The following is a 26,028-nucleotide window of genomic DNA, read 5'->3' as shown; positions in this document are numbered from 1 at the left end:
GGAGCTGGCGCGTGAGCCGGTCGCGGGAGCGTGTGTGCGCAGCGGAAGGGCAGGCGGAGTGCACTGGAAAGGTTTGCAGGTTACGTTGCTCGTGGGGTCGCTGGCACTGGCGGCGGTTGGCGGGGCGCTCGTGTTCGCGTCGCCGATCGGCGCTGCTGAGGTCACCATCAGTGTGACAGGAACCAGTGACGGTACCGGTGCCTGCTCGGGTTCCGGAGCGAGTCTGACGTGCCCGACGCTCCGCGCAGCTGTCCTCGCGGCGAACGACCTGACCGAGCCGGTCACGATCGACTTGGCGGCCGGTTCTTATCGACTGGATATCCCTCCGGCAACGGACGACACTGCGGAGACCGGTGACCTCGATATTACCAAGCGGGGCGGGGCGTTAACGGTACGCGGCCAGGGCTCGAGCCAGACGGCGATCGCGGGTGGATGGGCCGGCGAGGCAGACCGGTTGTTCGACGTGGGGCCAGGGGCGACCGTCGTCCTCGACGGTGTGCGCCTCACCGGTGGTCAGGCGGTGCACGACGACGCACGCGATCACGACGGTGGCGCGATCTGGGTCGGCGGCGTGCTGCAGCTGGGTGAGGTGGCCTTCGAGGGGAACCATGCCGCTGCAGACGGCGGGGCGATCTACGTCGCACCTTCAGGAACCGTGACGACGCTCACGGGAGCGCGGGTCACCTTCCGGGAGAACACCGCTGGTGAATCCGGGGAGGACGGTACTCCCGGCAAGGGGGGCGCGCTCGCGGTCGCGGGAACAGTGGTACTCGACGGCACGGTGGCGTTCACCGGCAACAGTGCAACGGAGACCGGTGGCGCGGTGCACGTCGCGGGTGGTCGGGTGGTTCTCGGTAGCCGGGTCGTCATCGGTGGGACAGCTGACGGTGCTGCGAACCAGGCTGGGACGGATGGAGGCGGTCTCGCGCTCGACGGTGGGCAGGTCGAGCTGCAGGGCACACTGGTGCAGGGGAACCGAGTGCCCACCGATGTCACCGAAGGAGACAGTGGCCGCGGTGGCGGGATCTGGGTCGCGAAGGGGCTGCTCACGCTGCGGAACGCGGTCGTGGCGGGTAACCGGGCTTCCAACGGTGGTGGTATCGCGACCGACCAGGGCAGGCTGACGGCCCTGGACAGCGAGATCCGGGACAACCGCGCGACGCACGGTGGAGGCGGTATCGCCGTCGTGGGGGCGGGGAATGTCGAGGTGGTCGGTGGGACCATCGCCGGTAACGTGGCCGAGAACGGTGACGGCGGCGGGATCGCCAATGCCGGCACGGTCGCGCTCTCCCGGACGGTGATCGAGAACAACCTCGCCGAAGCTGGGTCAGGAGGTGGTATCGCTAACGACGGCACGCTCGACCTGAGTTCGCCGGACACGGTGATCGTGCGGAACAACCGAGCGCGACTCGGTGGCGGCATCGCTAGTATCGGGAGCGGACGCCTGCGCAGCCTGATCGTGCAGGGCAACCTGGCGACGCAAGACGGCGGCGGTATCTGGAGCCGCGGAGAGCTCGTCCTGGAGGGTGCGACGATCGAAGGGAATCGATCGCAAGCCGCGGGTGGCGGTATCTACCATGAGGGGAGCAAGGCCCTCACGCTCCTCGGCGGTACTGTCGTCCGCAACAACCAGGCGGTACTCGATGGGGGCGGGATCGTTGGACTCGGCAAGGTGATCCTCACGAGCGTCACGATCGAGGCGAACAGCACGAGCGGGTCCGGTGGAGGAGTCGTGGCTGCGGCCCAGGCTGACCTGCAGCGGGTGCAGCTGATCGACAACCAGGCGGTGAACGATGCAGGCGGGCTTCTGGTGCTCGAGACCGGAAAGGTGACCGTGACCGATACAGCGGTGCGGCGGAGCACCGCGGGGCAGTTGGGGGGCGGCATCGTCGTGCGGAATGGTGGGCAATTGACGATGTCGGCAAGTTCGATCACCGAGAATCAGGCGAGTTCCTATGGCGGTGGTATCGCCGTTCTCGGGACAGCGGCCTTCACGAACGTGACGGTGAGTACCAATGTCAGCCAGCAACGGGGTGGTGGCCTGTGGGTCGGCCCGCAGGGGACAGCGACGCTGTCGTTCGTGACGATCGCCTCGAACGCAGCTGCTGCGGGTGGGGCGCTCTATAACGACGGGGGAACAGTCACGGTGCAGGGTACCCTGATCGCGGCGAGCCCGGGTGGGGGGAACTGTGGCGGCCTGGCGCCAGGGTCGCTCGGGACCAATCTCGAGGACCGTGACAGTTGTCTCCTGCGAAGGGAAGGTGACCTCGTCAACGCGATGGCTGGGCTGCAGCCACTCCAGGTCGATCCGGCTGGTGGAACGCTGTTCCACGCGCTCGGCCTGGGGAGCCCGGCAGTGGATGCAGCAGGAACGCAGAAGTGTCCGAAGGAGGACCAACTGCACGTGGAGCGGCCGCAAGGGCCAGCCTGCGATATCGGTGCCTACGAATACCCAGTGCCGCAAGTCACACCGATGCCGACGGCTGGCCCCACCAGTACGGCGGTCAGCGCGACGCCGACAGCACGCCCGGTGACACCGACACCGGCGCTCGGAGTCGGTTCGCCGATCGTCGCACCGAGGGCGACCCCGACACCGACGATCGGGCTACCAGCGACGGGGACGAGCGGTGACGGGAGCGGGCAGCGGGCACTCGGGTTCGGTCTCGTGGTCATCGGACTCGCCGGCGCCATGCTCGGGGGTGTCGGACTGGTCCGCTCGAACCGGCGGACGGAGCGGGAACCGGAGTGAGGAGTGCGGCAGCTGGTCGGTCTGGTGGTACTGGCGGTGGCGAGCTGGCTGATCGGCATGGGGCTCGGTCTGGCGGGTGCCTCCACACTCGGAGACCGGTACTCGCGAGCGAGTGCGGGAGCCGGCACGGTCGTGGTTCGGTCGTCTTCGACCCGTACCAGCGTCGTGGGACCGACTTCCACGTCCTCGACTCGGACCGCTGAGGCGGCAGTGACCCCGACGACGGCTGCGAGCGAGAGCCGGATCGTCGCGCTGCGGATTCCGGCCATCGGGGTCGAGGCGCCGGTCGTTGCGAAGGGTCTGGATGCGTCCCGGCGGATGGAGGCACCCGACCGGCCCGAGGAGGTGGCCTGGTACGATTTCACCGCTCTCCCCGGTGCGGGGAGCAATGTGGTGCTGGCTGGGCATGTCGACTTCGCCGGTGTGGGGCCGGCCGTGTTTTGGGACCTCTGGCGCGTGCGAGTTGGGGATATCGTGGAACTCGAGCTCGCTGACGGTCGGGTCGCGCGATATCGTGTCAGCGGGTTGGAAACCGTTGAGGAGGCCACAGCTCCGGTCGAGCGGATCGTCGGACCGACACCGGCGGAGCGGCTGACGCTGATTACCTGCGCTGGGAACTACAATCCGGCAACTGGTCGGTACGACCAGCGGCTGATCGTGGTGGCGGTGCCGCTGGAGCAGAGCCGGCGATAAGCAGTGGCAACGCGTATTGGCTGACCCCCGTTCTTTGCTGCGGACAACGCATCGCAGAGGGTCCGCTGCAGTTCCGGGGATGTGTGGCTCTGTGCAGCTGGCGAAACAGAGCGTGAGTCCCTTGCACGGGGGAGGATGCTTTCGGCATGATGACCTGCATGTGAGTGATCGCTCGGTGATCGTTCCGACCGGGGAAGGATGGAATCTGTGGGCGAGAGACCGACGCTCGGTTTCATCGGGTTGGGGAACATGGGGCGCCCGATGGTCCTTCGCCTGCTCGAGGCGGGATACCGGGTGTTGGTGAGCGACCGCCGTTGGGAGGTTGCCCAAGCACTCGAGCTGCATGGTGCCGAGGCAGTGCCGACACCGCTCCTGGTTGCTGACCAGGTGGATGTGTTCCTGACCTGCCTTCCGGGAGACGAAGAACTCTTTGAAGTGTACATCGGCCCGGAAGGGGCATTGGAGCACCTCAGAGCGGGAGCGCTGGTGATCGATCTGAGCACGGCCTCACCGATGATGGTGCAGCGGATCGCCGACGAAGCACGTGCTCGGCAGATCGACGTGATCGATGCGCCGGTGGGAGGGGGCCCAGCGGAGGCGCGGAACGGGAATCTGACGATCATCGTCGGTGCGGACGCGGCGGTGTTCGAGCGAGCGTTGCCGATCCTCCAGACACTGGGGCGCGATGTCTTTCTCGTCGGCGATCCGGGGATGGGAAAGGTCGTCAAGCTGGTCGGTAATCTCATCGCGGGGGTCAGTCTGATCCTGATCGGTGAGGCGCTGGCGCTGGCGGCGAATGCCGGTGCGGATCTGACGCGAGTCTATGAGGTCATTCGTTCGAGCAGCGGTGGCTGGAAGCTGTGGACGGAGGTTGTGCCGGAACTGCTCGGGGAATCGCGCGGAGCCGGGTTCCGCCTCGAATTGATGAAGCGGGACATGGAACTCGCGATGCGCCTCGGGAACGATGTCGGCTCGCCGGTGCCGCTCGCGGCGTTGGCGCACCAGTTCTACGTAGCCGCGATGGCGCGGGGCTGGGGTGGTCTGGCTGCACATGAGGTGGCGCGTTTGGTGGGGCGGCTGGCCAACGTCCAGTTCACAGCCGGAAGAGCGGTGAGCGGAGATCTTCTGGTAGCAGAATGACGGTCAAGCCGCACCGAGGTAAGCGGCCTGGACACGAGGGTCGCGAGCGAGGTCGCGGGCGTTGCCGGTGAGGACGATCTGGCCGGTCTCGAGGACATATCCCCGATGGGCGACTTCGAGCGCCATGCGGGCATTCTGCTCAACGAGCAGGATCGTCGTCCCGTCCTGGTTGAGCCGCTGGATAACCTCGAAGATGCTTTCGACCAGCACCGGTGCGAGCCCCATCGAGGGCTCGTCGAGGAGGAGGATGCGCGGCTGCATCATGAGGGCGCGACCGATCGCGAGCATCTGCTGCTCTCCTCCGGAGAGGGTACCGCCGGCTTGCTTCCGCCGCTCGGCGAGGCGAGGGAAGAGTGAAAAGACGTACTCCTGACGGCGAGCGATCTCGGCGCGATCGCGGACAGTGAACGCACCGAGACGGAGATTCTCCTCGACACTCAAGCGGGGAAAGATCCGGCGTCCTTCTGGGACATGGCCGACACCGAGCTCGACGATCTCGTGGGGTTTGCGATGCGTGATGTCGGTTTCGCCGAGAAGGATGCGGCCGGCAGAGGGGCGGACGAGGCCGGAAATGGCACGCAGTGTCGAGGTCTTACCGGCGCCGTTGGCACCGAGCAGCGTGACGATCTCGCCGTCGTCCACCGTGAGCGAAATGCCCTTGAGGGCCTGGATCGGCCCATAGTGCACGTAGACACGCTGGAGTTCGAGGAGTGCCATGGATCACGCCTCTCCTGGTTGCGCGAGTGACGACGGCCCGAGGCCGCTCGCTGCACCGCGCCCGAGGTAGGCCTCGATGACGCGTGGATCGCGGCGAACCTCGTCGGGTGTTCCCTCGGCGATCTTCTCGCCGAAATCGAGAACCGAGACCACTTCGCTGATGTTCATCACCACCTTCATGTCGTGCTCGATGAGGAGGATCGTGATGCCGCGCTCGTCGCGCAAGCGGCGAATGAGGTGAATCATCTCGTCCGTCTCGGCTGGGTTCATCCCCGCCGTCGGCTCGTCGAGCAGGAGAAGCTTCGGGCGCAGCGCGAGCGCTCGCGCGATTTCCAGACGACGCTGATCACCATAAGGAAGATTCGCTGCCATGAAGGATTCCTTGCCGGCGAGGCCGACGAAACGGAGGATCTCGAGTGCTTCGTCTTTCGCGTCCTTTTCGGCCTGGCGGTATCGCGGCGTGCGGAGAATCGCATCGAGCAACGAGTAGCGGAGGTGCGGATGCATACCGATCAACACGTTGTCCAGCACCGAGAGATGGCGGAACAGGCGGATGTTCTGATAGGTGCGGGCAATGCCTTGGGCCGCGATGAGATCGGGGCGGAGCCCAGCGATCGAGGTGCCGGCGAACCGGATGTCACCCCCATCGGGGACGAGGAAACCAGTGATGCAGTTGAAGAGTGTCGTCTTTCCGGCGCCGTTCGGGCCGATGACGCTGTGGATCGCACGCTCCTCTACGGTGAGGTCGATATCGCGGAGGGCGACCAGACCCCCGAAGCGTTTGGTGAGGTGAAACGTCTCGAGCAGGACCATCACGATCCCTTTCAGTCCTGACCGGTGGCCAGTTCGGCTGGGGTGGCCTCGCGCGATTCCTCGACTGCTTCCTCGAGTTCGACTCGATGGATCCGCTCGGGCAGGAGACCAGCCGGACGCAAGAGCATCATCGCGATGAGGACCATACCGTAGACGAGAAGACGGTATTCCTGGAATTCGCGCAGGAGCTCCGGGATACCGACCAAGGCGAGTGCTCCCACGAGGACACCGGGCAGGCTCCCCATGCCACCGAGGACGAGGAGCGCGACGACATTGATGCTGACGAGCAGCGAGAAGCTCGCAGGCACGACCGAGCCGACCAGCGAAGCGAAGAGGGCGCCACTGAGACCACCAAAGGATGCGCCGATCGCGAATGCGGTGAGTTTCGCTGTCACTCGATTGATGCCCATCGCTTGTGCGACATGCTCGTCTTCGCGGATCGCGAACCAGGCGCGACCGAGGCGCGAGTCGCGCAGGCGCACCGAAAGGAACCAGGCCAGGAGGCAGCCCAACAGGATGAGGAAGTAGAACTCTTGGGGTGAGTCGAGACGGAGCGAGCCGAGGTGTGGACGGCCGATCTGCGTAATGCCTTGCGCGCCGCCGAGGTGCGGCTTCAACCAGTCCGAAAGCACGAGAAGACGCACGATCTCGCCGAAGCCGAGGGTGGCGATCGCCAGGTAGTCGCCACGCATGCGCAGCACTGGGAGACCAACGAGGAGACCAGCACCGACGGTAACGACGACCGCGATCGGCAAGGCGAGCCAGAAGTCGAGGATGTAACCGCCGACTGCGATCTCCGGTGAAGTCAAAACAGCCATGGTGTAGGCACCGACGGCGAAGAACGCGACGTACCCGAGGTCGAGGAGGCCCGCGAAGCCGAGAACGAGGTTGAGACCGAGCCCCATGAGGATGTAGAAGCCGACGAAGTCAGCGACGTTGCTGAGGAAGAGGCCGGCCCATAGGGGGATACTGAGCAGGAGAAGCAATGCGATCGTGCGCACGAGTGGTCGGCGCAGCGGCGGTGGCACCGCGGTCGCTACCGCGCGTGTCGCGGTGCGACCGCTGGCTGTTGCACGGAGGGCGAACAGGAGCACGCTTGCAACCAGAACGACAACAGCACCCGAATAGGAAAGTCCGGCTGACCCGTAGAGGAAACCTGTCAGCACACCTGGTAAGACAGGGGCGAGGACATCTCGTAACAGACCGACGAGCAGCGTCGTCAAACTCGCAAAGACGAGGATACGCCCCCAGGGGGGTGGCAGGGCACCGACTGCGCTGGTGACCCCGGCAGCGACCACGGCTATGACGAGAACTCGCAAAAAGCCGTCGGGATCAGCCCCACCGCCGAACGTCAGCGTCCGAGCCAGCTCCGGGGTGGCGTTCAGGAGGATCTGGCGGAGGTTGAATGCGGTGACGACGAGGGCGAGGACGAAGAACATGATGCCTGTTACCAGTGCGCTGACCACTCCGAAAGTGAACCGAGGGAGCACACCACTGTAGCGCCGGGCAGTCGCGTGGGCCGCGATGACGATGAGCGCGAGGAGCAAGGCGGAGCTGAACGTGACTGCCTCGCCAATCAGCCGTCGTTGCGCGAAGGCAGGCACGAGTCCAGCGAGGCTGAGGTGCCAGCCAGCGATGCCGGCGAGGAATCCAATGAAAAGCGCTCGACGCCAGGCTGTGAGCGTCATACGCGATCCTCTCCGCCGAGGCGCTCACCGAGGAGGCCAGTCGGCCTGAAAATGAGGATCAAGACCAAGATCGTGAACGCGATGACGTCTTTGAGCTGGTGGGCCGCGCGGATACCGTAGCCATCGAAAAAGAGGCTCGGGCCGACGGATTCGATGACTCCGAGAACCAGCCCGCCGAGCGCTGCTCCCGGCAGGTTGCCGATACCACCGAGTACGGCTGCCGTGAATGCCTTGATGCCTGGCAAAAACCCCATAAAGAACTGTACTTGTACGAAGACCAAGGCGTACAGGACACCAGCGATACCAGCCATGAAACCACCGACGGCGAACGTCGTGACGATGGCACGGTCGACGTCGATCCCCATGAGTGCCGCGGCCTCACGATCCTCCGCGACGGCACGAATCGCGAGGCCAGCCCGGGTCCGCTGGAGGAACAGGACGAGCAGGGCGAGCGTGATCAGGACGCCGACGAAGACCGCGACCTGCGTCTTCTGGAAGAACCAGAGTTTTCCTTGTAGGACTGGGATGGGCGGATAGGCACGGACGCCACTCCCGAAGAGGCCGCGAAAGGTGTATTGGAGGAAGAAAGAGGCACCGACCGCTGTGATGAGTGGGACGAGTCGTGGTGCGCCGCGGAGCGGCCGGTAGGCGATACGTTCGACCAGCACCGCCACCGTCATCGAGACGAGGCCGCTGAAGAGCAGCATGGTGACCAAGCTGACCCAAGGGTGGGACTTGAGGAAGCCGCTGCGGTTGAGGTAGTCGGCGAGGAAAAACGTGGTCATGGCGCCACTCATGAAGACCTCGCCGTGGGCGAAGTTGATCATTCGAAGGACACCGTAGACCATCGTGTAGCCGAGCGCGATGAGCGCGTAGATGGCGCCTTGTGCGATGCCGAAGACGATGAAGTCACGCCACTGGGCGGCCGTGTAGTGGCCAGCACGCAGTGTGAGCACGGAACCGATGAACACGATCGTGAGGAGGACGCCACCGATCGTCCAGACGATCAGCTGGGAAACGTCGATCCGACGGCTTGCCGAAAATCGATGCGGCGCAGCGATGGTCACCGGATGCTCCTCGTCACTCGATCGCTCGCCTGCGAGAACATTGCCGGGTCGGGATTGCCCCGACCCGGCATTCATACGGTTACCGGGCTTATGGATAGATCTTCCGGATGGCGCTGTCAGGCCAGCCAGCGGTATCGGTGCTGAAGACCTCATAGACTGCAATCTTGGGATCGGCGCAGTCGCCGTACTGGTCACAGGTCAAGTTGCCGGTGAGGCCCTTGAAGTCTTTGGTCTGGTACAGCGCGTCACGCAGCGCCTTGCGCGGGATGTAGAGCGTTCCATCCGGGGCTTGGACAGCGACCTTCTTGATCGCTTCGACGATCATCATCGTTGCGTCGTAGGCGTGGGCGTGGAAACCCGCGACCGGCTTGGTACCGTACTTCTGCTGGTACTTCTGGACGAACTGCTGATACGCTGGACCGAGAACCGTGAGATCCGGCCCGCTGAGATACATACCGACGGCAGCTTGACCCGCGTTTTGCACGGTCTGCGGCTCGAGCAGACCATCAGCGCTCATCAGCTTGACATTCTCGAGGCCGCTGATCTCCTTGGCCTGGATCGTGATGAAGGAGCCAGCCGGGTTGAAGATCGGATAATAGATCAGTTCTGGTTGCTGCGTGGCAATCCGGGTGAGTACTGGCCGCATGTCGGTATCGTCGGGGCTCACCGCTTCCTGAGCGACGACCGTGCCACCGAGCTTTTGCACGTTCTCCGCGAAAACATTGGCCAGCTGCTCGGCGTAGAGGCTCCCGTCGTGGATCGTGGCAACGCGCTTGAGGCCAAGCTTGTTCACCACGAACTCAGCAGCGACGCGACCTTGAACCTTATCGTTGTGGGCGACACGGAGGTAGGCCTGGACGTGCTTCGCCGGGTCGGTGAGGTCCGGAGCGGTGTTGGAAGGCGAGACCATCACGAGGCCAGCTTGGTCGATAATGGGTGCGCCGACCCGTGCTTCGGACGAGCAGGACGACCCGATAATCGCGACGATACGCGGGTTAGCGGCGAGGCGGGTCGCAGCGGCCTGACCACCTTCGGGGTTGCAGCCCGAGTCCTCACCGACGAGTTCGATCTTGTGGCCGAGGAGTTGACCGCCGAGGTCGTCGATCGCGATTTCGATGCCGCGCTTCGAGTCCTCACCGAGCTGAGCCGTACCACCCGAGACGGTGAGCATCCAGGCGAGGACGATCGGCTCACCAGGCTTGATTTCGAGGACACCGATGGGGTCGGTCGGCTTCGTCACCCCCGCTTGTGGGGTCGGTTGTGCTGCAGGAGTCGGCGAAGCTGCCGCAGCCGGTGTGGGACTCGGCTGAGTGGCCGGCGCGGAAGTCGGTGTCGGAGTCGGTTCCGCTCGCTGGCAGGCTGCCAGGATGAACACCAACGAGACGAGTAGTGTCGCCAACACGTGCGTCGGACGTCGCATCCCTTCTCCTCCTCGAATCACCCCAGACGCTACTCGACAGATAACCACATACCTGCCGGAACGGCCTCCGGACGTGACCATTCTGACACAGGCCGGGCGATCGAGTCAAGACTGGCGGACCGGTGCATTCTCCACTGGTCACTCGTTCCGCTGCTGTGCAAACAGCGCGTTGCCTACCTCTCCACCTTCTGGAGGTGGGGAAGCTTTTCACGTACTCGTGGAGAGCGGACCCAACCGGTCAGTCCTGCAGCCAGTCCAGTTCGCGTGTCGTCAGTGAAGGGATACACGTTACCGATCTGCAACGGTGTGAAGGTTCCACCGGAGTAACGGACGACCACGCGGTCGGGAAAGGCAGCCAGGATTTCCGTATTCCGAGGGCCGAGGTCCTGTGCGAAGAGAACGGAAGAATCGAGGAGCGGGCTGTTGCGGACGAAGAACGGCGCATACTCGGTCCAGTAGGAGACAGGCAGCAGGACCAGCGAGTGCGGTGGCGCCTGCGCGGCAACCGTACGTGCAGGTTCGGCATGGATGTCGTACCAGCCGGAGTAGCTCCGCCACCATGGGATGCCGGTGACGAAGAGTCCCCAACCGACCAGGGCCACGAGGATGATCGATCCGCTCGCGACCAGCGGCTCGGGTACATCGTGGCGGAGCGTGACCACTCGCCACAGCCAGCGAATGCCCGCTGCGACCGCGAGGAGACCGCGAGCGCTGAGGAGCACGATCGCCCCGAGCGCCTCGAAGTAGTAGCGCGGGCCGTACATCTGCCCTGGTGTCCAGTAGGCCACGTGCACGGCGATCAGTGTCGTGACCTGGGCGGCCAAGGCGAGGTCGAAGGCACTGTCGAGCGGAACGGCGTGGGAGCGGGCAACCTGCCGCAGCGGATGGAGGGCGAGCCGGATCGCTGCGACGACGATGCCGAGAAGAGCCGGGAGCAGGTCGAGACGGCCGGGCCAGCCATAGAGCACCTCCTCGAGGAGCTGGATGTTGGAGCGGGTATTCAGGATCCCTTCTGCGAGCGTGTGCTTGCCGTCCGGGGAAATGCCGGAACCGAAGCCGACCTTGTCGAACGGCCACCAGAGTTCATAGCCGAACAGGAAGGGATTTCCGGTCGTCAAGCGGTTATAGGCGAGCAGCCCGATACTGCCCAACAGCCCGCCGGCAGCGTAGCAGAGTGCGATAGGGCGCCAGGTTGGGCAGCGCCAGAGCCTCCAGAGTGACCAGACGGCGAAGGGCAAGAGGACACCGACGGCGGTGAGCGGCCGGGCGAGGACGAGGATTGCCGCTGTTCCTGCTCCCGGAAACGCTCGAACCAGCGAGGGCTGGCGGAGCGTCGCAGCGAAGGAATACAGGAAGACGAGAGTCAGCAACAGGCACACGGTGTGCGCCATGAAGGACGCTGCCTGGAGCAGGAAGAACGGCGACGTGGCGAGCAGGATAGCTGCGAGCAGGCCGGACGGAAAATCGTAGACACGGTGGGCCAAGGCCACGACGAGGAGGACGCAGAACCCGGCACTCAAGGCGTTGACGATCGGTGGATATCCGACGAGTACACCGAGGGCGAGCACGAGCGGGTAGCCGGGTGGGTACTTGCCGAACCACATGCCGTCGCGGACGATGACGAACGGGATGGCGAAGGCGTCTGGAACCGGCGGCGCAGGAGCAACAAGGTGACCGCGTGCCAGTGTCGCTGCCTGGAACAGGAATGCGATTTCGTCCTCGGTGTGGGGAACACCCTGGAAGACGGTCCGGTTGAGGAGCAGGCTCGCGACGACGACACTCCCGGCGAGCAACAGGGGTAGGCAAGCGCGAAGCCAACGCGGATCGATGCGTAACCCGATAGACTCCATCCTGGATCGATGAGGCCGTCGTTCGCGATCCATTTGCCGGGACGCTCGCCTTCCCGGTCGAGTATAGGGCACAGCATAGCGTGCTGCCGAAAAGAGACTGTCTTGCCGCTCGACTCGGTAGCGTGTGTCGTCGCGGCGGTGATGGGCTGGCCTGGAGCACCGGTATGGTACTGCATGGCACAGCGGGCCTGTACTTGACGGGAAATAGTGGTGTGACTACGCTGGGTGTATCTGGGGCTGGTGACGATCCAGGACCGGATGTCCACGGTGAGGTGGGGCGCCGTGGTGGATGAGAGTGGGCAACCAAAGGAGACGATTCGATGCCATGGGAATACCTGGATCATGAGGCGGATATCGGTCTGGAGGCAAGAGGAGCGAGCTTGCAGGAGGCACTGCGCGACGGGGTACGAGGCCTCCTTGCGCTTCTGGTCGATCCGGAGACTGTGGAACCGCGCGAGGTGGTCTCCATCGAAGCGAGTGGTGACGATCCTGGCTCGCTGTACGTGGCCTTGCTGAATGCCGTGCTGGCGGCTATTGACGTGCATCGGATGTTCTTCCGGGACTTCGAGCTGACCCGGCTGGAGCGGGTCGACGACCAGTGGATCGCGGAAGGTCGGCTGTACGGCGAGCCGATCGACTTGGACCGACACGCAGTCGAAATCGAGGTGAAAGCAGCGACCTACGGCGGACTACTGGCTGAGCAAACGGAGTCAGGTTGGCGACTCCGTTGCGTGCTCGACCTCTGACGCGTGGGTCGCGACAGATCGGGCGACAGGGAGGGACGAGGATGAGCAAGGCGTTGAACATCAAGAAGATCCACGACTATCTGTTCGAGGTCCCGCCGCACGGGCGGATGCGCGTGCCCGCTCGGCTCTATCTCGACGAGCGGTCACTCCGGGAACTCGTCGAGAACCGGAGTTCCGAGGAGTGGAACGCGATCCGGCAGCTGGAGAACGTCGCGTGCCTTCCGGGAATCGTCAAGGCAGCGATGGCGATGGCTGACGTTCACCCGGGGTATGGCTTCCCGATCGGTGGTGTGGCCGCGTTCGACCCGAAGGAAGGCGGGGTGATCAGCGTTGCCGGCGTCGGGTTCGACATCAACTGCGGCGTGCGTTGCCTGCGGACGCATCTCACGCGGAGGGATATTGCGGGAAAGGAGGAGAAGCTCGCCGATACGCTGTTCGAGGTCGTGCCGGCAGGTTTGGGCAGCACTGGTGAGCTGAAGCTCTCACCGAAGGAGATCGACCGGGTGCTCCGCGAGGGGGCGCGCTACGCTGTGCGGCTGGGCTATGGGCGCGAAGAGGATCTCGAGTACATCGAGGAGCACGGCTGTTTGAGCGATGCCGACCCGTCGGTCGTCAGCCATACCGCAAAGCAACGGCAGATGGCACAGGTCGGCACACTCGGTTCCGGCAACCACTATGTCGAAGTGCAGGTCGTCGACCAGATCTATAACGCGCGTGCGGCCCAAGCGTTCGGCCTCGAGGTCGGGCAGATCGTGATCATGTTGCATACCGGCAGCCGGGCACTGGGACACCAGATCGGGACGGACTACCTGCCGTTCCTGGAGAAGGCGACGAAGAAGTACGGCATCGAAGTACCGGATCGGGAACTGGTCTGCGCACCGATCGAGAGTCCGGAGGGTCAGCAGTATTTCCGAGCGGTGATGGCTGGTGCCAATTGCGCGTTCGCGAATCGGCAGGTGCTGACGCATCTCGTGCGCGAAGCGTTCTGGAAGGCGCTCCGGGTGCCGGACACCGCGATCGAGACGCTGTACGAAGTCGCTCACAACACGGTGAAGTGGGAAGTGCACGAGGTCGATGGGGAGCGGCGCCGGTTGCTGGTGCACCGGAAGGGCTCGACGCGCGCGTTCGGGCCGGGACGACCGGAGATCCCGGAACGCTATCGCGCTGTCGGTCAGCCGGTACTGGTCGGTGGAACGATGGGGACAGCGAGTTACATCCTGGTCGGGACGGAACAGGGGATGCGTGAGACGTTCGGAACGGCGTTGCACGGAGCCGGACGCGCGAAGTCACGCCGACAGGCGAAGCGACAGTATCCGGCTGACCGGATCATCGAGCAGCTCCGGAAACAGGGGATCATCGTCCGGGCGCACGGGAAGGCATCGATCAGCGAGGAAGCGCCCGGTGCATACAAGGACGTGGAGCACGTGGTCGAGGTGATGTGCAACGCCGGTATCGTCGCGCGGGTAGCGCGGCTGCGCCCGATCGTCTGTTTGAAGGGCTAGGCGGTGGCCGACGATCGACGGATGGCGTTCCTCTTCGACCTGGACGGGACACTGGTCGATTCGGTCTACCAGCATGTCCTGGCCTGGCGAGCAGCACTGGAGGCGGTCGGCATCGAGCTGTCGATCTGGCGTATTCACCGCCGGATCGGTATGAGCGGTGGACTGTTCCTGTCGGCGCTCCTGCGCGAGACCGGGCGTGCCGTGACGCCGGAAGACATCCGGCGTGTCCAGCAGGTGCACGCGGAGACGTACGGGCAGCTGCTCGACCAGGTGCGGCCGTTGCCGGGTGCGCGGGAGTTGCTCCGGGAACTCTCGCGTCTGGGCATTCCATGGGCGATCGCGACGAGTGGCCGGATGGAGAGTGCGCGGAAGACGGTCGCGGTGCTGGGACTCGATCCCGACAGCATCCCGCTGGTCACCCGAGATCACGTGCGGCATGCCAAGCCGGATCCGGACCTGTTTCTGGCAGCAGCCCAGCTCCTGCGGATCGACATCGGTGAAGCGATCGTTGTCGGCGACAGCGTCTGGGACATGCTGGCCGCACGCCGTGCGCGGGCGCTGAGTGTGGGGCTCCTGTCGGGTGGATACGGAGCTGGAGAGCTCCTGGAGGCCGGTGCCTATCGCGTCTACGAAGATCCGGCTGACCTACTCCAGCATCTCGACGAGGTCGGCGTGCGATCGCCGGACTACGAGTGGGTCGTCCAGCAGGGAACCGAGGCCGATGAAGACCTCGCCTGAATTCCCGGGTTGGGTGCGAGGGCTTTCGGGCGCTTCCTGTGTTGAGAACGCAGGCTCACGAACGGCCTGTCGCTCCGCCGGAGCGACGAGCGATCCATCAGGTTGCACCGGACGGGAAAAGTAGTTCATAGTCGCACGTACGGCGGGGAATGGACACGATGATATGCGACGAGGCTGGCTGCCAGCTGACCGTCGCCGGGGCGGTGACCGAGCGGACGACGCGCGGGCTGGCAGTTCTTTCGACTTCGACGTAGAAATCGTCGCCGATCAACGGTGCGAGGAGTGCACGGAGGGGCGCCGACACCTGCTCGAGCGCCAGCTCGATGCCGAGCAATCGTCCCTCGTCAGCGACGTCGAGGATGCAGGACACCGCTGTCGTCAGCGGACGGTCGAACGTTGGTCCGGTCGGTGTGTTGTCCGACGCGATCTCGAGCGTGAGTTCGAGCTGGTCGGTCGTGGAGTCGTAACACACCTGCATGAGGATGAGCCGTCCCGCCTGCTGATTCTCGCACTGGAAGGGTAGCATCGGAGGGAGTACAGCGTGCGTGGGGGAGGAGCGTGCGCTTGGACTGGTACGAGCGAGTGATTGGGCCGCTGTTGTTCCGGATCCAAGCGGAACGAGCGCATCATGCGGTCCTGACTGGACTCGGTCTAGTGAGCCGGATACCCGGCAGCGGACAGGCGCTCCGGAGCCTGCTCAGCGTTCCGCAGGATGCGCGTCTCGCGATCGAGGTCGCAGGGCTGACTTTCCCGAACCCGATCGGGTTGGCTGCCGGTGTCGACAAGGATGCAATCGCGGTCAGTGGCTGGTTCGCCCTCGGGTTCGGTTCGGTGGAGATCGGTACCGTCACCCCGTGCCCGCAAGCCGGTAACCCGCGACCGCGCCTGTGGCGTTTTCCCGCCGAGGAAGCACTTGTCAACGCGCTCGGTTTTCCGAGCGCCGGTGCGGCTGTGGTGCGGGAACGGCTGGTCGGTCGGCGGTTTCCCGGTCCGGTCGGCGTGAACCTCGGGAAGAATGCCGGTACACCTTTGGAACGTGCGGCGGTCGACTACGAGGCGGGGTTTCTCGCGCTGTGGGATGTTGCCGACTATGTCGTCATCAACGTCAGCTCGCCGAACACACCAGGGCTGCGGACCCTGCAGGACCCGGTCCTGCTCGGGTACCTGGTCGAGCACATGAAGGAGGTCGATCGCGCGCTCGCCCGGCTGCACCGTGCACCGCAACGGCCGATCTTCGTCAAGGTGGCGCTCGATCTCGAGCCGATGGTGCTGGACGAGGTCGTCGATGTCCTGATCGCGGTCGGTGCCAGCGGTCTCATCGTCGGCAATACGAGTACCGACCCGTCGCTCCGTCCGAGCAGTGCTGCTGGACTGCCGGGGGGGTTGAGTGGCCGGCCAGTGCAGAAGCGGGCCCGTGACTTGCTCGCCCGGGCGGCGGAACGAGCGGACGAGCGACTGGTGCTGGTCAGTGTCGGTGGCGTCATGACGGCCGAAGACGTCGTCGAGCGGATCCGGCTGGGAGCGCACCTCGTGCAGCTCTACACTGGCCTGGTCTACCGTGGCCCGAGATTCCCAGCGGCGGTACTCCGGCAGCTGCTCCGCACCCTGGACGAGGGAGGGCTCTATGCGGTCGGCGCGCTGCGTGGCCGCTTGCCGCGGTCTTAATCCGACTCGGCGGTCACCGGTCGCACATGCTCGAGCGGGCGCCCGCGTGTTTCCTCACCGAGGAGCAGGACGTCGGCGGCGATGAGGACGAACACCGCCATGAAGATCGCGAACACGACTGGTTGTGAGAGGCCGCCTGTCGTCAGGAGCCACGGAGTGAGGTAGGGCGCGAGGATGCCGGCGATGCGACCGAAACTCGCCGCTGCTCCGGAACCGAAGCCGCGGAGCGCGGTCGGGTACAGCTCTGGTGTGTAGGTATAGATGACACCCCAGGCGCCGAGGTTGAAGAACGAGAGCGAGCACCCCCAGAGGACGAGGATAGGCGCAGTGCCCGCATTGCCGAGAAGCCAGGCTGACGCGGCCGAGCCCAGGAGGTAGACGGCGAGCGTCGGCTTCCGGCCCCGGCGCTCGACGAGATAGGCAGCCGAGAAGTAACCGGGAATCTGCGCGAGTGTGGTGACAAGGACGTAGGAAAAGCTCCGGGCGACCGTGAGACCGCGCTCGACCAGGAGCGAGGGAAGCCAGGTGAAGACGCCGTAGTAGGCGAAAACGATGCCGAACCAGAGGATCCAGAGCATGAGCGTGCGTCGGACGAGTCGGCGACTCCAGATGGCCTGGAACTGCTCGAAGAGGGACGGACGCTGCGGGGACGGGGAGAAGGTTACCTCTGTGAACGGGACGCCAGCCGCGCGCTCGAAGGTACGCAGGACTGCGAGCGCTTCGTCGTGCCGGCCGGTAATGTCGAGGTAGCGCGGCGATTCCGGGAGCCGTCGCCGCAGGTAGGCTGTACTCACGGCTGGGAGTGCACCGATGACGAATGCCGCGCGCCATCCCCAGTCGGGGAGTTGCGGTACGACGAGGAGTCCGATGACGGCAGCCAGGATCCATCCGTAGGCCCAGAAGCTTTCGAGGATCACGAGCAGGCGCCCACGGGAGTGGGCTGGTGCGAACTCGCTTACCAAGGCGGCGGCAACCGGAAGCTCTCCGCCGAGGCCGATTCCAGTGAGGAAACGAAACACGAGCAGCGTTGGATAGTTCCAGGCCAGCGCACCTAGCAGGGTACCGCCGCTGTAGAGAAGCAAGTTGGCGAGGAAGACGGTACGCCGACCGTATCGGTCAGCGAGGCGACCGGCCACGAGTGCGCCAACGAACATACCGAGAAATCCCGCGCTCGCGACGAGACCGAGCTGTGTCCGACTGAGATCCCAGTCGCGACCGAGACTGACCAGGACGAAGGCGACGAGTCCGACATCCATGGCGTCGAACATCCAACCGAGCCCGCTCAGGAAGACGATCCGCCAGTGCTCGCGGGTCAGTGGAAGTTCGTCCAAGCGTTCGCTGAGCGTGGGCATCCAGGGATCTCTCCTCTCACGACGTATCCCGCGTTCCAGGATACCGGGTCAGTGGTCGGAACGGTCGATAGCCGGACGTCCTGTACCGATGCTCGCCGGGAGCTCGCGACGGAAGCCGAGCTGTTGTATGCTGTGCGTGAGTTCCGATCGACAGCCGGGTGGTCAGGATGAGCGGACGGACGTCGGAGCTGGAGCGGCTCGCGCGCGAAGCTGGCGGAGACTGGCTCGCCGTCGCACGGCTGGCCCGACTGCTCGCACTCGCGGCCCGTGCTGAGCTCGTGCTCGACGTGGGTGCTGGTCCGGGTGTCGTCTCGCTGTGGTTGGCCGATGCGGTCGCTGAGACTGGTGGCCACCTGATCGTGCTGGAACGCGAGCCGGCAGCGATCGAGCGACTGACCGTGCAACTCAAGGCACTCGGGCTCGCCGAGCGGGTCCAGGTGCTGCAGGGCGACGCACACCGGACGATCCGGACTGTCGCCGGAACCATCGATTTCGTCCGTCTGGCGGCGGACCGCGCTGGCTATGTCGACTACCCGCAGGCGGTGCGGCATCGCCTGCGACGGGGCGGCGTGCTGCTGGCCGAGGGTCTGCGCCGGCCGGAGACGGATGCCTTCCGTCGCGTCGTCGAGGACGACGACCGGTTCGCGGCGGTGGAAGTCCCGTTCTGCGGGGGATGTCTCGTCGCTGTCTGGTGGCCGGGGGAACGAGCAACACTGTAGGACGCGATGATAGGGCGCGATGAAAGGAGGCAGGCATGCCGATCTACGTGATGCTGAGTTCGCTGACCGACGACGGGATGGAGACGTTGCACGAGCACCCGGACCGGATCAAGGAGGTCAACAAGGAGATCGAGCGGTTCGGCGTGAAGGTCTTGCATCAATGGGCGGTACTCGGCCCGTACGACTTCGTGAACATCGTCGAGGCACCGGACAACGAGACCGTCGCGCGGGTTTCGGTCGAGCTGGGTGCCCGAGGCACCGTCAAGTTGATGACCATGCCGGCGATCCCGATCGACGACTTCATCGCGCGACTGAAGGAAGGTCGCGCTGCCGAAACGAACGGCGACGATGAGGGCTGATCGAGGCAGCGTGTCAGGAGAGACTGCTGACCGATCACCTGTCGCTGGGTCGGGCGAAGTGGCCGAGGGGATTGTCGGTGCTGGGGAACCGATCGCCCGGTCGGTGACGATCGAGGAAAGTACGCGAGGCACGAGTGCCGGTCTGCCGAGTGTGGTGTTGGTCGGCGATCACTCGGTATTGGGCGCGTTGGGCACGAGCACGATGACGTTGCGATACGTGTCCGTGATCTTCCGGTAGTTCACGATGAAGTCGGACGTGCCGCGCACGATGAGGTCCTTCACGATGACCTGGCCGTCGACGGCGGTGCCGTGAGGATTGCCGTGCATCGTCACTCGGGAGCAGGGGGCGTAGAAGAGTCCACCGATGTCGAATTCGCCGTTGCCCTGGCTGTCGAAGGTAGAACAGTTGGCGAGCCAGACTGCCATCCCAGCGACCCCTGCGGGGTACGGTGCGGAACTGGGTGCTTCGAGATGCAATTCGCCGTTCTTCGGGTCGAGCAGTCCCTGGCTCCCGGTGACGTAGAGCAAGACGCCGTGCGACTCGAGCCGTGAGTTCGTATTCCCGAGAGCGAGTTCCGTGTTCTCGAGGTAGGCGACCGGCGGGACACCGGGCTCAGTGACGAACTTTATGGTCTGCGCTTGTGTACAGGGGCCGCTGCCATTCGGTCGAGGCAGATCCCGGGGCAGCTGGAGTCCACGGTAGAGCCCTGGTCGGAGCGTCACCGTCTCCTGACAAGTAGGGAGGGGGCGGCAGGTGAGGGGACCGGTGTACCCGTCGCAGCTCGGCCGGTACTCATAGTGGAGATCGCGAAGCGCGGGTGGACTGATGCGGCCAGCGAGTGGGTCGGGAACGTAGTCACCGAGTTCCGCGTTGAGGCAGTCGTACTGCCAGGTTCCATTTTCGTTGATCGTGCCTGCAGCGTCGATACAACCATCGACGATGAAGGTTACCGTCCCTCGAGTGTCAATGGCGGCGTTGGAACGGACGCTCGCGCCGCGACCGCTTGGCCCACGCCCGCGGACGATGATGTCGGTGGTACCGTTGGCGTAGATTCCGGGATCGGTGATCAAGTCTTCGAGGGCGAGGAGCGCGTACTCACCCGGAGCTTGCGTGACGCGGGCTGTCGCGCGTGCACCCAAGCGGAGTGTATCGGTGCCGAGGACAGGCAGGAAGAAGAGCGGGACTTCTCGCTCGAGGCGTACCCGGACGGTATCGGGCCGGAGGATGGTCACGGCATCGCCCGGAACCGGATCGGTATAGCCGTTGCGCATCGCGTAGCTGGTGGCTGCCTGGATCACCTGGGTATCGCTCGCCGTCCGCTTGAGCAGTTCGCGAGCACCGGCCAGCGCGGCAGCGTCGGCAGCGTTCTGGGTGAGACGGCGCTGGCTGTAGAGCCAGGCAGCGTCGGTACCGAGTGCGGCGAAAGCGAGCAGCGAGAGTAGGAGAAGCGCCAGCAGTGGCAGTGCCTGTGCAGGGAGCGTCCGGCGCATCGATGCCCTCCTCAGTAATGGACGATCATCGAGCTGCTCGTGCGCATGGTGAACCCACCGACCGGCAGGACGAAACCGACCAAGGGACGGAAAGGGTAGCTGACCTGGATCGTGACGCGCTCGCCAGGCGCGAGCGAGCCCTGGAGCATGACTGCGATACGATCGGCCTCGGGGACTGAAAGACGGTCGAGGATGTACGCCCGGACACTCTCGCTGGTCGCGCGCTGGCAGGGCGGGTGCTCGGCGCAGAGATCGCCGTGCACCGCAGCGTAGCGCGCGCCTTCGCGGGCAGCGTTGGTCAGTTCGCTGTGCACGTAGAAAGCCCAGCCGAATTCCACGACGCCGAAGACGAAGAGAAAGAGCAACGGCGCAACGAGCGCGAACTCGACGAGATTTTGACCAGTGCGGGCGCGACGTCCGATCATGGCAGGACTTGCATCTCGGCCGTGCGTTGAATCGCTAACTGCCCGTTGAGACGGTCACCGGTGAGTGGGAGCGGTACCGGAAGCAGAGTCCGCATCGTTAGGCGAGCCGTCACCTGTACCGATACGGGTTTGCCGTTCGCGTAGGAGATGCTGGAGTTGATGACTGGCTGCTGTCCGAACAACAGTGGGAGGCCCGTTGCCTGGTATTCATCGAGTGCTGCCTGGCGGATGCCGCTCGCGTCGGTGGGTGCGATGGAGCCATAGTGGGCACCTTCACGGGCCACGTTGGTGAGCACGATGCTGGCATAGAGCAGGCGCCCATAGTCCACGACGGCGGCTAGAACGAGAAGCAGCACCAGCAGGCCGAGCGTGAACTCGACCAAGGATTGTCCCGGTCGTCGCTGGACGGTTCTGCCGAGCATCGCGGTGCGCCTCCGACCGTGCCGTGCGCAGCAGGATGATCGGCGACAAGCGAGGCAACTCGGTAGAGCCGATCGTACCGAATCGTTGCGGTGAGGTTGAGACACGAGGGCCTACTGGACCAGCCAGACAGTTGGGCGGGTAACGGTCACGTGCTCGACGTACTCGACGCGAATGTCGGTGTTGCCGTTGGTGGTGAACCGATAGACGATGATCTGACCTCTTGCCCATGTCCCCGAGACATTACCGCGCAGGTCGAGCGTACCGTCAGGCAGATACAGGATGCCGTTGACCTGCGCGCCACTTATGCCGACCATGCGGAGTGTCGACGTGTTGCCGCGCGCCTGGAAGAGAACGAGACCCGGATGCATGCCTGGGTAGGGAAGTTTCGCCGGGTCCGTGACGCCACTGAGCACGTAGCGGGTGTTCCCGACGACGTCGAAGGAAGAACCAGGGCCGAAGTAGAAGAGAACATCCTGGCCCGTGATAGTCTGATTACCCTGCAAACGGAATGTTCCCCCATCGAAGTAATAGAGGCCGGGCGGTAAGATGGAGTCGGTGTTTCCAGTGAGGGCGAAGTCGGAGTTGTCGAGGTAGACGAGAACGTCGCAAGGAAGGACATTCTGTAATCCGAAGTTACCCTGGACAGCGAAGGAGCCGTTGCGGACGAACAGCCGGAACTCCTGACCGACGCCAGAACAGCTAGTCGGTTGTCCCTGGAGGAGAAGGCGCGCATTGCGACCGATCGAGAAGCTCGAACCGTCGAAAACAAAAGTGCCTGGCGCCATCGCGATGGTGGCGTTGCCGCTGACTGTGAAGCCCCGGCGGAAATAGTAGAACCCGGGCCCGAGCGAGACCGTACCGTTTCCTGAGAAAGAGACTGCATTGTCGAACTGATAGGATCCGCCAGTGAATACGAGCGATCCGTTGCCGCTGTAACTGATGCTGGTGCTATAGCCGCCAGGTGGGCAAGTCAAGCTGGTGCCGTTCGAGGTGCACTGGGCGGCGCTGCCGCCCGGCATGCTCGGAAACGCTGGGGTCGGTGGCTCTGGCATTGTCGCGAGCGGATCGTCGACAGGACTCAAGCCGCTGCGTACGCCCTGACCGGCTTGGAACTGGCAGTTGCCCGTTTGGGAGAAGGACAGTGCCGCATCGACCGTGCCGTCCGCTCGGAAGGTACCGTTGCCGACGCAGCGCATGCCGCCGTTGGACATGGCGCTCCCTCCGACGACACGCACGTTCACGTTCCCGATGAGGTTCACTGCGCTCGGGTTGTCATGCTCCAACGCGAGAAAGGCGTAATCGGCTGGTTGTCGGCCGACCTGGGCAGCGGCTTGCGCGGTGGTGCGCCACGGTCCGCCGTAGAAAGCGCCGAGGAAGAAGCGTTCAACGTCGGCAGTTGCGGTGACGCGGACGACTCGGTTGGTCTGGTCGATCTGGACGTCGAGCTGCGTGACGGTCAGTCCTTCACCGGGATCGTGGTTCGCAGTGAGGTTCTGTTGAAACGCTGCCTGAGCTGCGGCGGTGGCCTGGCTCGCTGACTGTCCATCGTAGAGAGCGCGCGCACCAGCCAGCGCTGCCGCGTCGACCATGTTCTGGAGGAGACGTCGCTCCGCGTAGGCGAAGGCGACATCGACCGCGAGGGCGCTGAAACCGAGCAATGCGACGAGGAGCAGTGCCAACAGGACGAGCACCTGCCCGCGCAACGCAGCTCGCTGATCAGGACGCCGTCGGAATCGGATCGCCAGCATGCGCCAGTCCCCAGCTCGAGGCCGGATCGTTCCGTCCTCGCAATACGGAAGAGACGACCGCCTCGGATAGAGCAAGAGGTACCGATTCGGCTGTCAGAGGCTGGTCCCAGGTCGCTGCCTTGCTGCGCGGCTCCGTAGTAGGATGCGGCGGGGAACACGAAGGAGGCGAGAGATGACCGATCCACGGATCACGAAGTGGGCACGAGTACTCGTCGACTATTCATTGGCGGTCCAACCGGAACAACTGGTCGTCATCAACGGCACACCGCTGGCTGCGCCGCTCATTCGCGAGGTGTACCGGCTGGTCGTGGAGAGGGGGGCGTATCCGGTGGTCCAGGTAGCGCTCCCGGGATTAGCCGAAATCTTCTACAAGACAGCGAACGAGCGGCAGCTGGCTTTCGTCACACCCGACGAGCGAATCGGCCCGGAGCAGGCCGATGCGTTGCTGCGCATCCTGAGCGAGAGCAATACGCGAGCACTGACCGGCATCGACCCGACCCGGCAACAGCTTGCCCAGCGGGCACGGACGGAGCTGCGGCAGACGTACTTGCAACGCGCGGCCGAGGGAAAGCTGAATTGGTGCGTGACGCTCTATCCGACAGAGGCGTACGCGCAGGACGCCGAGATGTCGCTCACTGAGTACGAGGAATTCGTCCTCAAAGCTGGCTTTCTCGATCGCGACGATCCGGTCACTGTGTGGCAGGAGCAGTCGCGCGAGCAGGCACGGCTTATTGCCTGGCTGGCAGACAAGCGAGAAGTGCATATCCGGGCACCGGACACTGACTTGCGGCTCTCCATCGCCGGTCGGCGCTTCGTGAATGCCGACGGGCGGCGGAATTTCCCGGACGGCGAAATTTTCACCGGGCCGGTCGAGGACTCGATCGAAGGGACGATCCGCTTCAGCTATCCCTCGATGGTGCAAGGACGCCGGGTCGAGGAGATCCGCCTCTGGTTCGAAGGTGGGCGGGTCGTCAAGGCGACGGCAGCACGGAACGAAGCATTCTTGCACGCGATGCTCGAAACGGACGAGGGTGCCCGGTACGTCGGTGAGTTCGCTTTTGGGTTGAACCGGGCGATCACGCGGTTCACCGGCAACATCCTGTTCGACGAGAAGATCGGTGGAACAGTGCACCTGGCGATCGGCGCCGGCTACCCGGAAACGGGAAGCCAGAACCGATCGGCAGTACACTGGGACATGATCTGCGATCTCCGGCAGCAGAGCGAGGTGTGGATCGACGGCCAGCTGTTCATGAAGGACGGGGAGATTCTGATCTAGTCGAGCGTCGCCAGCGCGACTGGCTGGCCGTTCGGTGCCGAGACCTGCGGGCCGTTCTCGAGGGTGATCGCCATCGCGTCGAACGTGCGCAGCGACTCGCGCGGCGAGAGGAAGAGTTCGGCATGCCCACGCTCGTCGACCGGGAGGATGCCCGCCTGGTGGAACTGGTCGCCGCGGACGAGCCAGACAACGTAGGCCTGGCCGGTGGCTGGGCGGGGTAGTCCTTCGACCGCGATGAGCGCCGTATTGCTCGACGGATCGAGGATGATGGCTCCGTGGGCGTCGCGTGCGGTGCCGGTGCCCTGGAGGCGGATCAGCAAGCCGTCGCGCTGGGCGATCAGCTGGACGACAGCCCGGCGCTGGGCATCAGCTTCGACTGCCTGGTGGGCTTGCCGATGGGCCTCCTGGCGCTGCTGGATCACCTGCCAGCCGAACAGGAGGGTGAGAAGGCTAGCGGCGACTGCCAGTGTCCAGGCCGGGCGCCGGAGCCAAAAGCGGACACCGGCGGTGATAGGGTACGCACGGATTCGGGCGAGGAGCTGGCGCCTGGCATGGGCCGGCACCGGTTGCGGCGGTGCCGAGAACGCGAGCAATTGGGCAGTGCGGCGAGCGTCAGCGATCGCCTGGCGGCAGCGCTCGCATAGGGCCAAGTGACGCTCGATGACCTCGAGGTCTTCAGGATCGAGCGCACCGAGCGCGTACGCGCCGATGAGGTCTTCTGGACAGCCAGTTCGAGGAGCGTCCACTTCAACCATCGCCGAGAGCCCCGTTGGGATGATCGCGTAGCAAGACTTGCAGCTTCTGCATCGCGAGCCGGAGCCGTGTCTTGATCGTTCCGATCGGCTCGCCGAGCACGGTGGCGATCTCGCTGTGGGTGAGTCCGCCGAAATAGGCGAGTTCGATTACTTGTCGCTGCGGCTCCGGGAGTTGGGCGAGGGCGCGACGCACACGATCACGGAGCTCGCTCACCTCGGCGGCTTCCAGGGCGGTCGCACGTTCGTCGATGTCGTGGAACGGAAACGTAGCCAAATCGACGAAGTCGGCGCGCTGAGGACGGCGGCTCCGCTGTCGGAGGGCGTCGACAGCCAGATTATGGGCAATGCTCATGAGCCAACTCCCGAAAGACCCACGGTGCGCGTCGTAGCGAGCGGCTTGCTGCCAGAGCCGCACGAACGTTTCCTGCAGCAACTCCTCTGCCTCGCCAGGGTCGCCGAGCATCCGGAAGGCGAGGGAGAAGACCGGCCGAGCATAGCGATCGTAGAGCAGTTCGAAGGCGCGGATATCTCCTTCTACGACACGCTGGACGAGGAGCTCATCACTCGCTCGTTCCAGTTCCGTCGTGGTTTCTCGTGCTCGGCGAGCGAGGCCGCTCCACTGCAATATACGGCGGTACGGCTGACTCAGATGCATCCAGTACCACTCCCCTGCTGACGCTGGGAGTATAGCG

Annotated in this window: 24 protein-coding genes; 10 read left to right on the top strand and 14 right to left on the bottom strand. The window is 64.7% G+C overall.

All coding sequences use genetic code 11. The features are described 5' to 3' along the window. Positions 1 to 58 precede the first annotated feature (58 nt). The 3 genes from OO015_RS09890 (at position 59) to OO015_RS09880 (ending at position 4,582) form a co-directional block, all read left to right on the top strand. On the top strand, positions 59 to 2,749 hold the full coding sequence (locus tag OO015_RS09890) for a right-handed parallel beta-helix repeat-containing protein (RefSeq protein ID WP_265941097.1): 2,691 nt from the start codon (positions 59 to 61) through the stop codon (positions 2,747 to 2,749). A gap of 3 nt (positions 2,750 to 2,752) precedes the next feature. Next, positions 2,753 to 3,442 (top strand): class F sortase, encoded by a 690-nt coding sequence (locus OO015_RS09885; protein ID WP_265941096.1) that lies wholly within the window; start codon positions 2,753 to 2,755, stop codon positions 3,440 to 3,442. A gap of 207 nt (positions 3,443 to 3,649) precedes the next feature. Beyond that, positions 3,650 to 4,582 (top strand): NAD(P)-dependent oxidoreductase, encoded by a 933-nt coding sequence (locus OO015_RS09880; RefSeq protein WP_265941095.1) that lies wholly within the window; start codon positions 3,650 to 3,652, stop codon positions 4,580 to 4,582. Positions 4,583 to 4,585: 3 nt separating this feature from the next. Here OO015_RS09880 and OO015_RS09875 read toward each other — a convergent pair whose 3' ends face one another. The 6 genes from OO015_RS09875 to OO015_RS09850 all read right to left on the bottom strand — a co-directional run bounded on the left by OO015_RS09875 (position 4,586) and on the right by OO015_RS09850 (position 12,137). After that, entirely contained in the window at positions 4,586 to 5,299 is a 714-nt protein-coding gene (locus tag OO015_RS09875; RefSeq protein WP_265941094.1) for an ABC transporter ATP-binding protein, read from the bottom strand. A 3-nt stretch (positions 5,300 to 5,302) separates the two neighbouring features. Then, complete coding sequence (locus OO015_RS09870) at positions 5,303 to 6,112, bottom strand: ABC transporter ATP-binding protein (protein WP_265941093.1); 810 nt, start codon at positions 6,110 to 6,112, stop codon at positions 5,303 to 5,305. An 11-nt stretch (positions 6,113 to 6,123) separates the two neighbouring features. Further along, positions 6,124 to 7,800, bottom strand: a complete 1,677-nt coding sequence (locus tag OO015_RS09865) for a branched-chain amino acid ABC transporter permease (RefSeq protein ID WP_265941092.1) — start codon at positions 7,798 to 7,800, stop codon at positions 6,124 to 6,126. Next, on the bottom strand, positions 7,797 to 8,867 hold the full coding sequence (locus tag OO015_RS09860) for a branched-chain amino acid ABC transporter permease (protein ID WP_265941091.1): 1,071 nt from the start codon (positions 8,865 to 8,867) through the stop codon (positions 7,797 to 7,799). The genes OO015_RS09865 and OO015_RS09860 overlap by 4 nt, the downstream gene beginning before the upstream one ends. 88 nt (positions 8,868 to 8,955) lie before the next feature. Beyond that, entirely contained in the window at positions 8,956 to 10,287 is a 1,332-nt protein-coding gene (locus tag OO015_RS09855) for a branched-chain amino acid ABC transporter substrate-binding protein (RefSeq protein WP_265941090.1), read from the bottom strand. A 173-nt stretch (positions 10,288 to 10,460) separates the two neighbouring features. Further along, the gene (locus OO015_RS09850) at positions 10,461 to 12,137 is read right to left on the bottom strand and encodes an ArnT family glycosyltransferase (RefSeq protein ID WP_265941089.1); all 1,677 of its coding nucleotides are present in this window, start codon (positions 12,135 to 12,137) and stop codon (positions 10,461 to 10,463) included. Positions 12,138 to 12,457: 320 nt separating this feature from the next. Here OO015_RS09850 and OO015_RS09845 point away from each other — a divergent pair, with 320 nt between their 5' ends. From OO015_RS09845 to OO015_RS09835, 3 genes are read left to right on the top strand one after another with little or no spacing between them, the layout of a single operon-like run. Further along, positions 12,458 to 12,883 (top strand): archease, encoded by a 426-nt coding sequence (locus OO015_RS09845; RefSeq protein ID WP_265941088.1) that lies wholly within the window; start codon positions 12,458 to 12,460, stop codon positions 12,881 to 12,883. A 41-nt stretch (positions 12,884 to 12,924) separates the two neighbouring features. Next, complete coding sequence (locus tag OO015_RS09840; RefSeq protein ID WP_265941087.1) at positions 12,925 to 14,385, top strand: RtcB family protein; 1,461 nt, start codon at positions 12,925 to 12,927, stop codon at positions 14,383 to 14,385. Between the two features lie 21 nt (positions 14,386 to 14,406). After that, positions 14,407 to 15,123 (top strand): HAD family hydrolase, encoded by a 717-nt coding sequence (locus OO015_RS09835; protein ID WP_416236603.1) that lies wholly within the window; start codon positions 14,407 to 14,409, stop codon positions 15,121 to 15,123. A gap of 97 nt (positions 15,124 to 15,220) precedes the next feature. Here the strand turns inward: OO015_RS09835 and OO015_RS09830 are convergent, their stop codons facing one another. After that, a complete protein-coding gene (locus OO015_RS09830; RefSeq protein ID WP_265941085.1) occupies positions 15,221 to 15,649 on the bottom strand; it encodes a hypothetical protein in 429 nt (142 codons plus the stop codon). Between the two features lie 32 nt (positions 15,650 to 15,681). Here OO015_RS09830 and OO015_RS09825 point away from each other — a divergent pair, with 32 nt between their 5' ends. Continuing rightward, the gene (locus OO015_RS09825; RefSeq protein WP_265941084.1) at positions 15,682 to 16,788 is read left to right on the top strand and encodes a quinone-dependent dihydroorotate dehydrogenase; all 1,107 of its coding nucleotides are present in this window, start codon (positions 15,682 to 15,684) and stop codon (positions 16,786 to 16,788) included. Here the strand turns inward: OO015_RS09825 and OO015_RS09820 are convergent. Beyond that, entirely contained in the window at positions 16,785 to 18,140 is a 1,356-nt protein-coding gene (locus OO015_RS09820; RefSeq protein ID WP_265941083.1) for an MFS transporter, read from the bottom strand. The two genes, OO015_RS09825 and OO015_RS09820, sit on opposite strands and share 4 nt — an antisense overlap. A gap of 167 nt (positions 18,141 to 18,307) precedes the next feature. On the opposite strand from OO015_RS09820, the gene OO015_RS09815 reads away from it, so the two are divergent. Further along, complete coding sequence (locus OO015_RS09815) at positions 18,308 to 18,859, top strand: O-methyltransferase (RefSeq protein WP_265941082.1); 552 nt, start codon at positions 18,308 to 18,310, stop codon at positions 18,857 to 18,859. A 35-nt stretch (positions 18,860 to 18,894) separates the two neighbouring features. Beyond that, positions 18,895 to 19,218, top strand: a complete 324-nt coding sequence (locus OO015_RS09810; RefSeq protein WP_265941081.1) for a GYD domain-containing protein — start codon at positions 18,895 to 18,897, stop codon at positions 19,216 to 19,218. A 168-nt stretch (positions 19,219 to 19,386) separates the two neighbouring features. Here OO015_RS09810 and OO015_RS09805 read toward each other — a convergent pair whose 3' ends face one another. From OO015_RS09805 to OO015_RS09790, 4 genes are all read right to left on the bottom strand, one after another. Further along, positions 19,387 to 20,709 (bottom strand): pilus assembly protein TadG-related protein, encoded by a 1,323-nt coding sequence (locus tag OO015_RS09805; protein WP_265941080.1) that lies wholly within the window; start codon positions 20,707 to 20,709, stop codon positions 19,387 to 19,389. 11 nt (positions 20,710 to 20,720) lie between these two features. Then, positions 20,721 to 21,134, bottom strand: a complete 414-nt coding sequence (locus OO015_RS09800; protein ID WP_265941079.1) for a TadE/TadG family type IV pilus assembly protein — start codon at positions 21,132 to 21,134, stop codon at positions 20,721 to 20,723. Beyond that, positions 21,131 to 21,556, bottom strand: coding sequence for a TadE/TadG family type IV pilus assembly protein (locus OO015_RS09795; RefSeq protein WP_265941078.1), 426 nt, complete (start codon positions 21,554 to 21,556; stop codon positions 21,131 to 21,133). The genes OO015_RS09800 and OO015_RS09795 overlap by 4 nt, the downstream gene beginning before the upstream one ends. 111 nt (positions 21,557 to 21,667) lie before the next feature. Continuing rightward, a complete protein-coding gene (locus OO015_RS09790) occupies positions 21,668 to 23,305 on the bottom strand; it encodes a pilus assembly protein TadG-related protein (RefSeq protein WP_265941077.1) in 1,638 nt (545 codons plus the stop codon). Between the two features lie 172 nt (positions 23,306 to 23,477). Between OO015_RS09790 and OO015_RS09785 the strand changes: the two genes are divergently transcribed. Then, positions 23,478 to 24,581, top strand: a complete 1,104-nt coding sequence (locus OO015_RS09785) for an aminopeptidase (RefSeq protein WP_265941076.1) — start codon at positions 23,478 to 23,480, stop codon at positions 24,579 to 24,581. On the opposite strand, the gene OO015_RS09780 is transcribed toward OO015_RS09785, so the two are convergent. Next, positions 24,578 to 25,336 (bottom strand): anti-sigma factor, encoded by a 759-nt coding sequence (locus tag OO015_RS09780; RefSeq protein WP_265941075.1) that lies wholly within the window; start codon positions 25,334 to 25,336, stop codon positions 24,578 to 24,580. The two genes, OO015_RS09785 and OO015_RS09780, sit on opposite strands and share 4 nt — an antisense overlap. Continuing rightward, a complete protein-coding gene (locus OO015_RS09775; protein WP_265941074.1) occupies positions 25,329 to 25,991 on the bottom strand; it encodes an RNA polymerase sigma factor in 663 nt (220 codons plus the stop codon). Before OO015_RS09775 ends, OO015_RS09780 begins: the two co-directional genes overlap by 8 nt. Positions 25,992 to 26,028 lie beyond the last annotated feature (37 nt).

Origin of the sequence: Thermomicrobium sp. 4228-Ro, assembly GCF_026241205.1 — a bacterium.
In the GTDB taxonomy this organism is placed as follows: domain Bacteria; phylum Chloroflexota; class Chloroflexia; order Thermomicrobiales; family Thermomicrobiaceae; genus Thermomicrobium.
This window is presented reverse-complemented; position numbering and strand designations above follow the sequence as displayed.

Bases quoted from the DNA above. Each gene is read 5' to 3' on its own strand.
- OO015_RS09875 (WP_265941094.1), bottom strand. From the start codon at position 5,299: ATGGCACTCCTCGAACTCCAGCGTGTCTACGTGCACTATGGGCCGATC.
- OO015_RS09870 (WP_265941093.1), bottom strand. From the start codon at position 6,112: ATGGTCCTGCTCGAGACGTTTCACCTCACCAAACGCTTCGGGGGTCTG.
- OO015_RS09865 (WP_265941092.1), bottom strand. From the start codon at position 7,800: ATGACGCTCACAGCCTGGCGTCGAGCGCTTTTCATTGGATTCCTCGCC.
- OO015_RS09855 (WP_265941090.1), bottom strand. From the start codon at position 10,287: ATGCGACGTCCGACGCACGTGTTGGCGACACTACTCGTCTCGTTGGTG.
- OO015_RS09850 (WP_265941089.1), bottom strand. From the start codon at position 12,137: ATGGAGTCTATCGGGTTACGCATCGATCCGCGTTGGCTTCGCGCTTGC.
- OO015_RS09845 (WP_265941088.1), top strand. From the start codon at position 12,458: ATGCCATGGGAATACCTGGATCATGAGGCGGATATCGGTCTGGAGGCA.
- OO015_RS09840 (WP_265941087.1), top strand. From the start codon at position 12,925: ATGAGCAAGGCGTTGAACATCAAGAAGATCCACGACTATCTGTTCGAG.
- OO015_RS09835 (WP_416236603.1), top strand. From the start codon at position 14,407: ATGGCGTTCCTCTTCGACCTGGACGGGACACTGGTCGATTCGGTCTAC.
- OO015_RS09830 (WP_265941085.1), bottom strand. From the start codon at position 15,649: ATGCTACCCTTCCAGTGCGAGAATCAGCAGGCGGGACGGCTCATCCTC.
- OO015_RS09820 (WP_265941083.1), bottom strand. From the start codon at position 18,140: ATGCCCACGCTCAGCGAACGCTTGGACGAACTTCCACTGACCCGCGAG.
- OO015_RS09815 (WP_265941082.1), top strand. From the start codon at position 18,308: ATGAGCGGACGGACGTCGGAGCTGGAGCGGCTCGCGCGCGAAGCTGGC.
- OO015_RS09810 (WP_265941081.1), top strand. From the start codon at position 18,895: ATGCCGATCTACGTGATGCTGAGTTCGCTGACCGACGACGGGATGGAG.
- OO015_RS09805 (WP_265941080.1), bottom strand. From the start codon at position 20,709: ATGCGCCGGACGCTCCCTGCACAGGCACTGCCACTGCTGGCGCTTCTC.
- OO015_RS09800 (WP_265941079.1), bottom strand. From the start codon at position 21,134: ATGATCGGACGTCGCGCCCGCACTGGTCAAAATCTCGTCGAGTTCGCG.
- OO015_RS09795 (WP_265941078.1), bottom strand. From the start codon at position 21,556: ATGCTCGGCAGAACCGTCCAGCGACGACCGGGACAATCCTTGGTCGAG.
- OO015_RS09790 (WP_265941077.1), bottom strand. From the start codon at position 23,305: ATGCTGGCGATCCGATTCCGACGGCGTCCTGATCAGCGAGCTGCGTTG.
- OO015_RS09785 (WP_265941076.1), top strand. From the start codon at position 23,478: ATGACCGATCCACGGATCACGAAGTGGGCACGAGTACTCGTCGACTAT.
- OO015_RS09780 (WP_265941075.1), bottom strand. From the start codon at position 25,336: ATGGTTGAAGTGGACGCTCCTCGAACTGGCTGTCCAGAAGACCTCATC.
- OO015_RS09775 (WP_265941074.1), bottom strand. From the start codon at position 25,991: ATGCATCTGAGTCAGCCGTACCGCCGTATATTGCAGTGGAGCGGCCTC.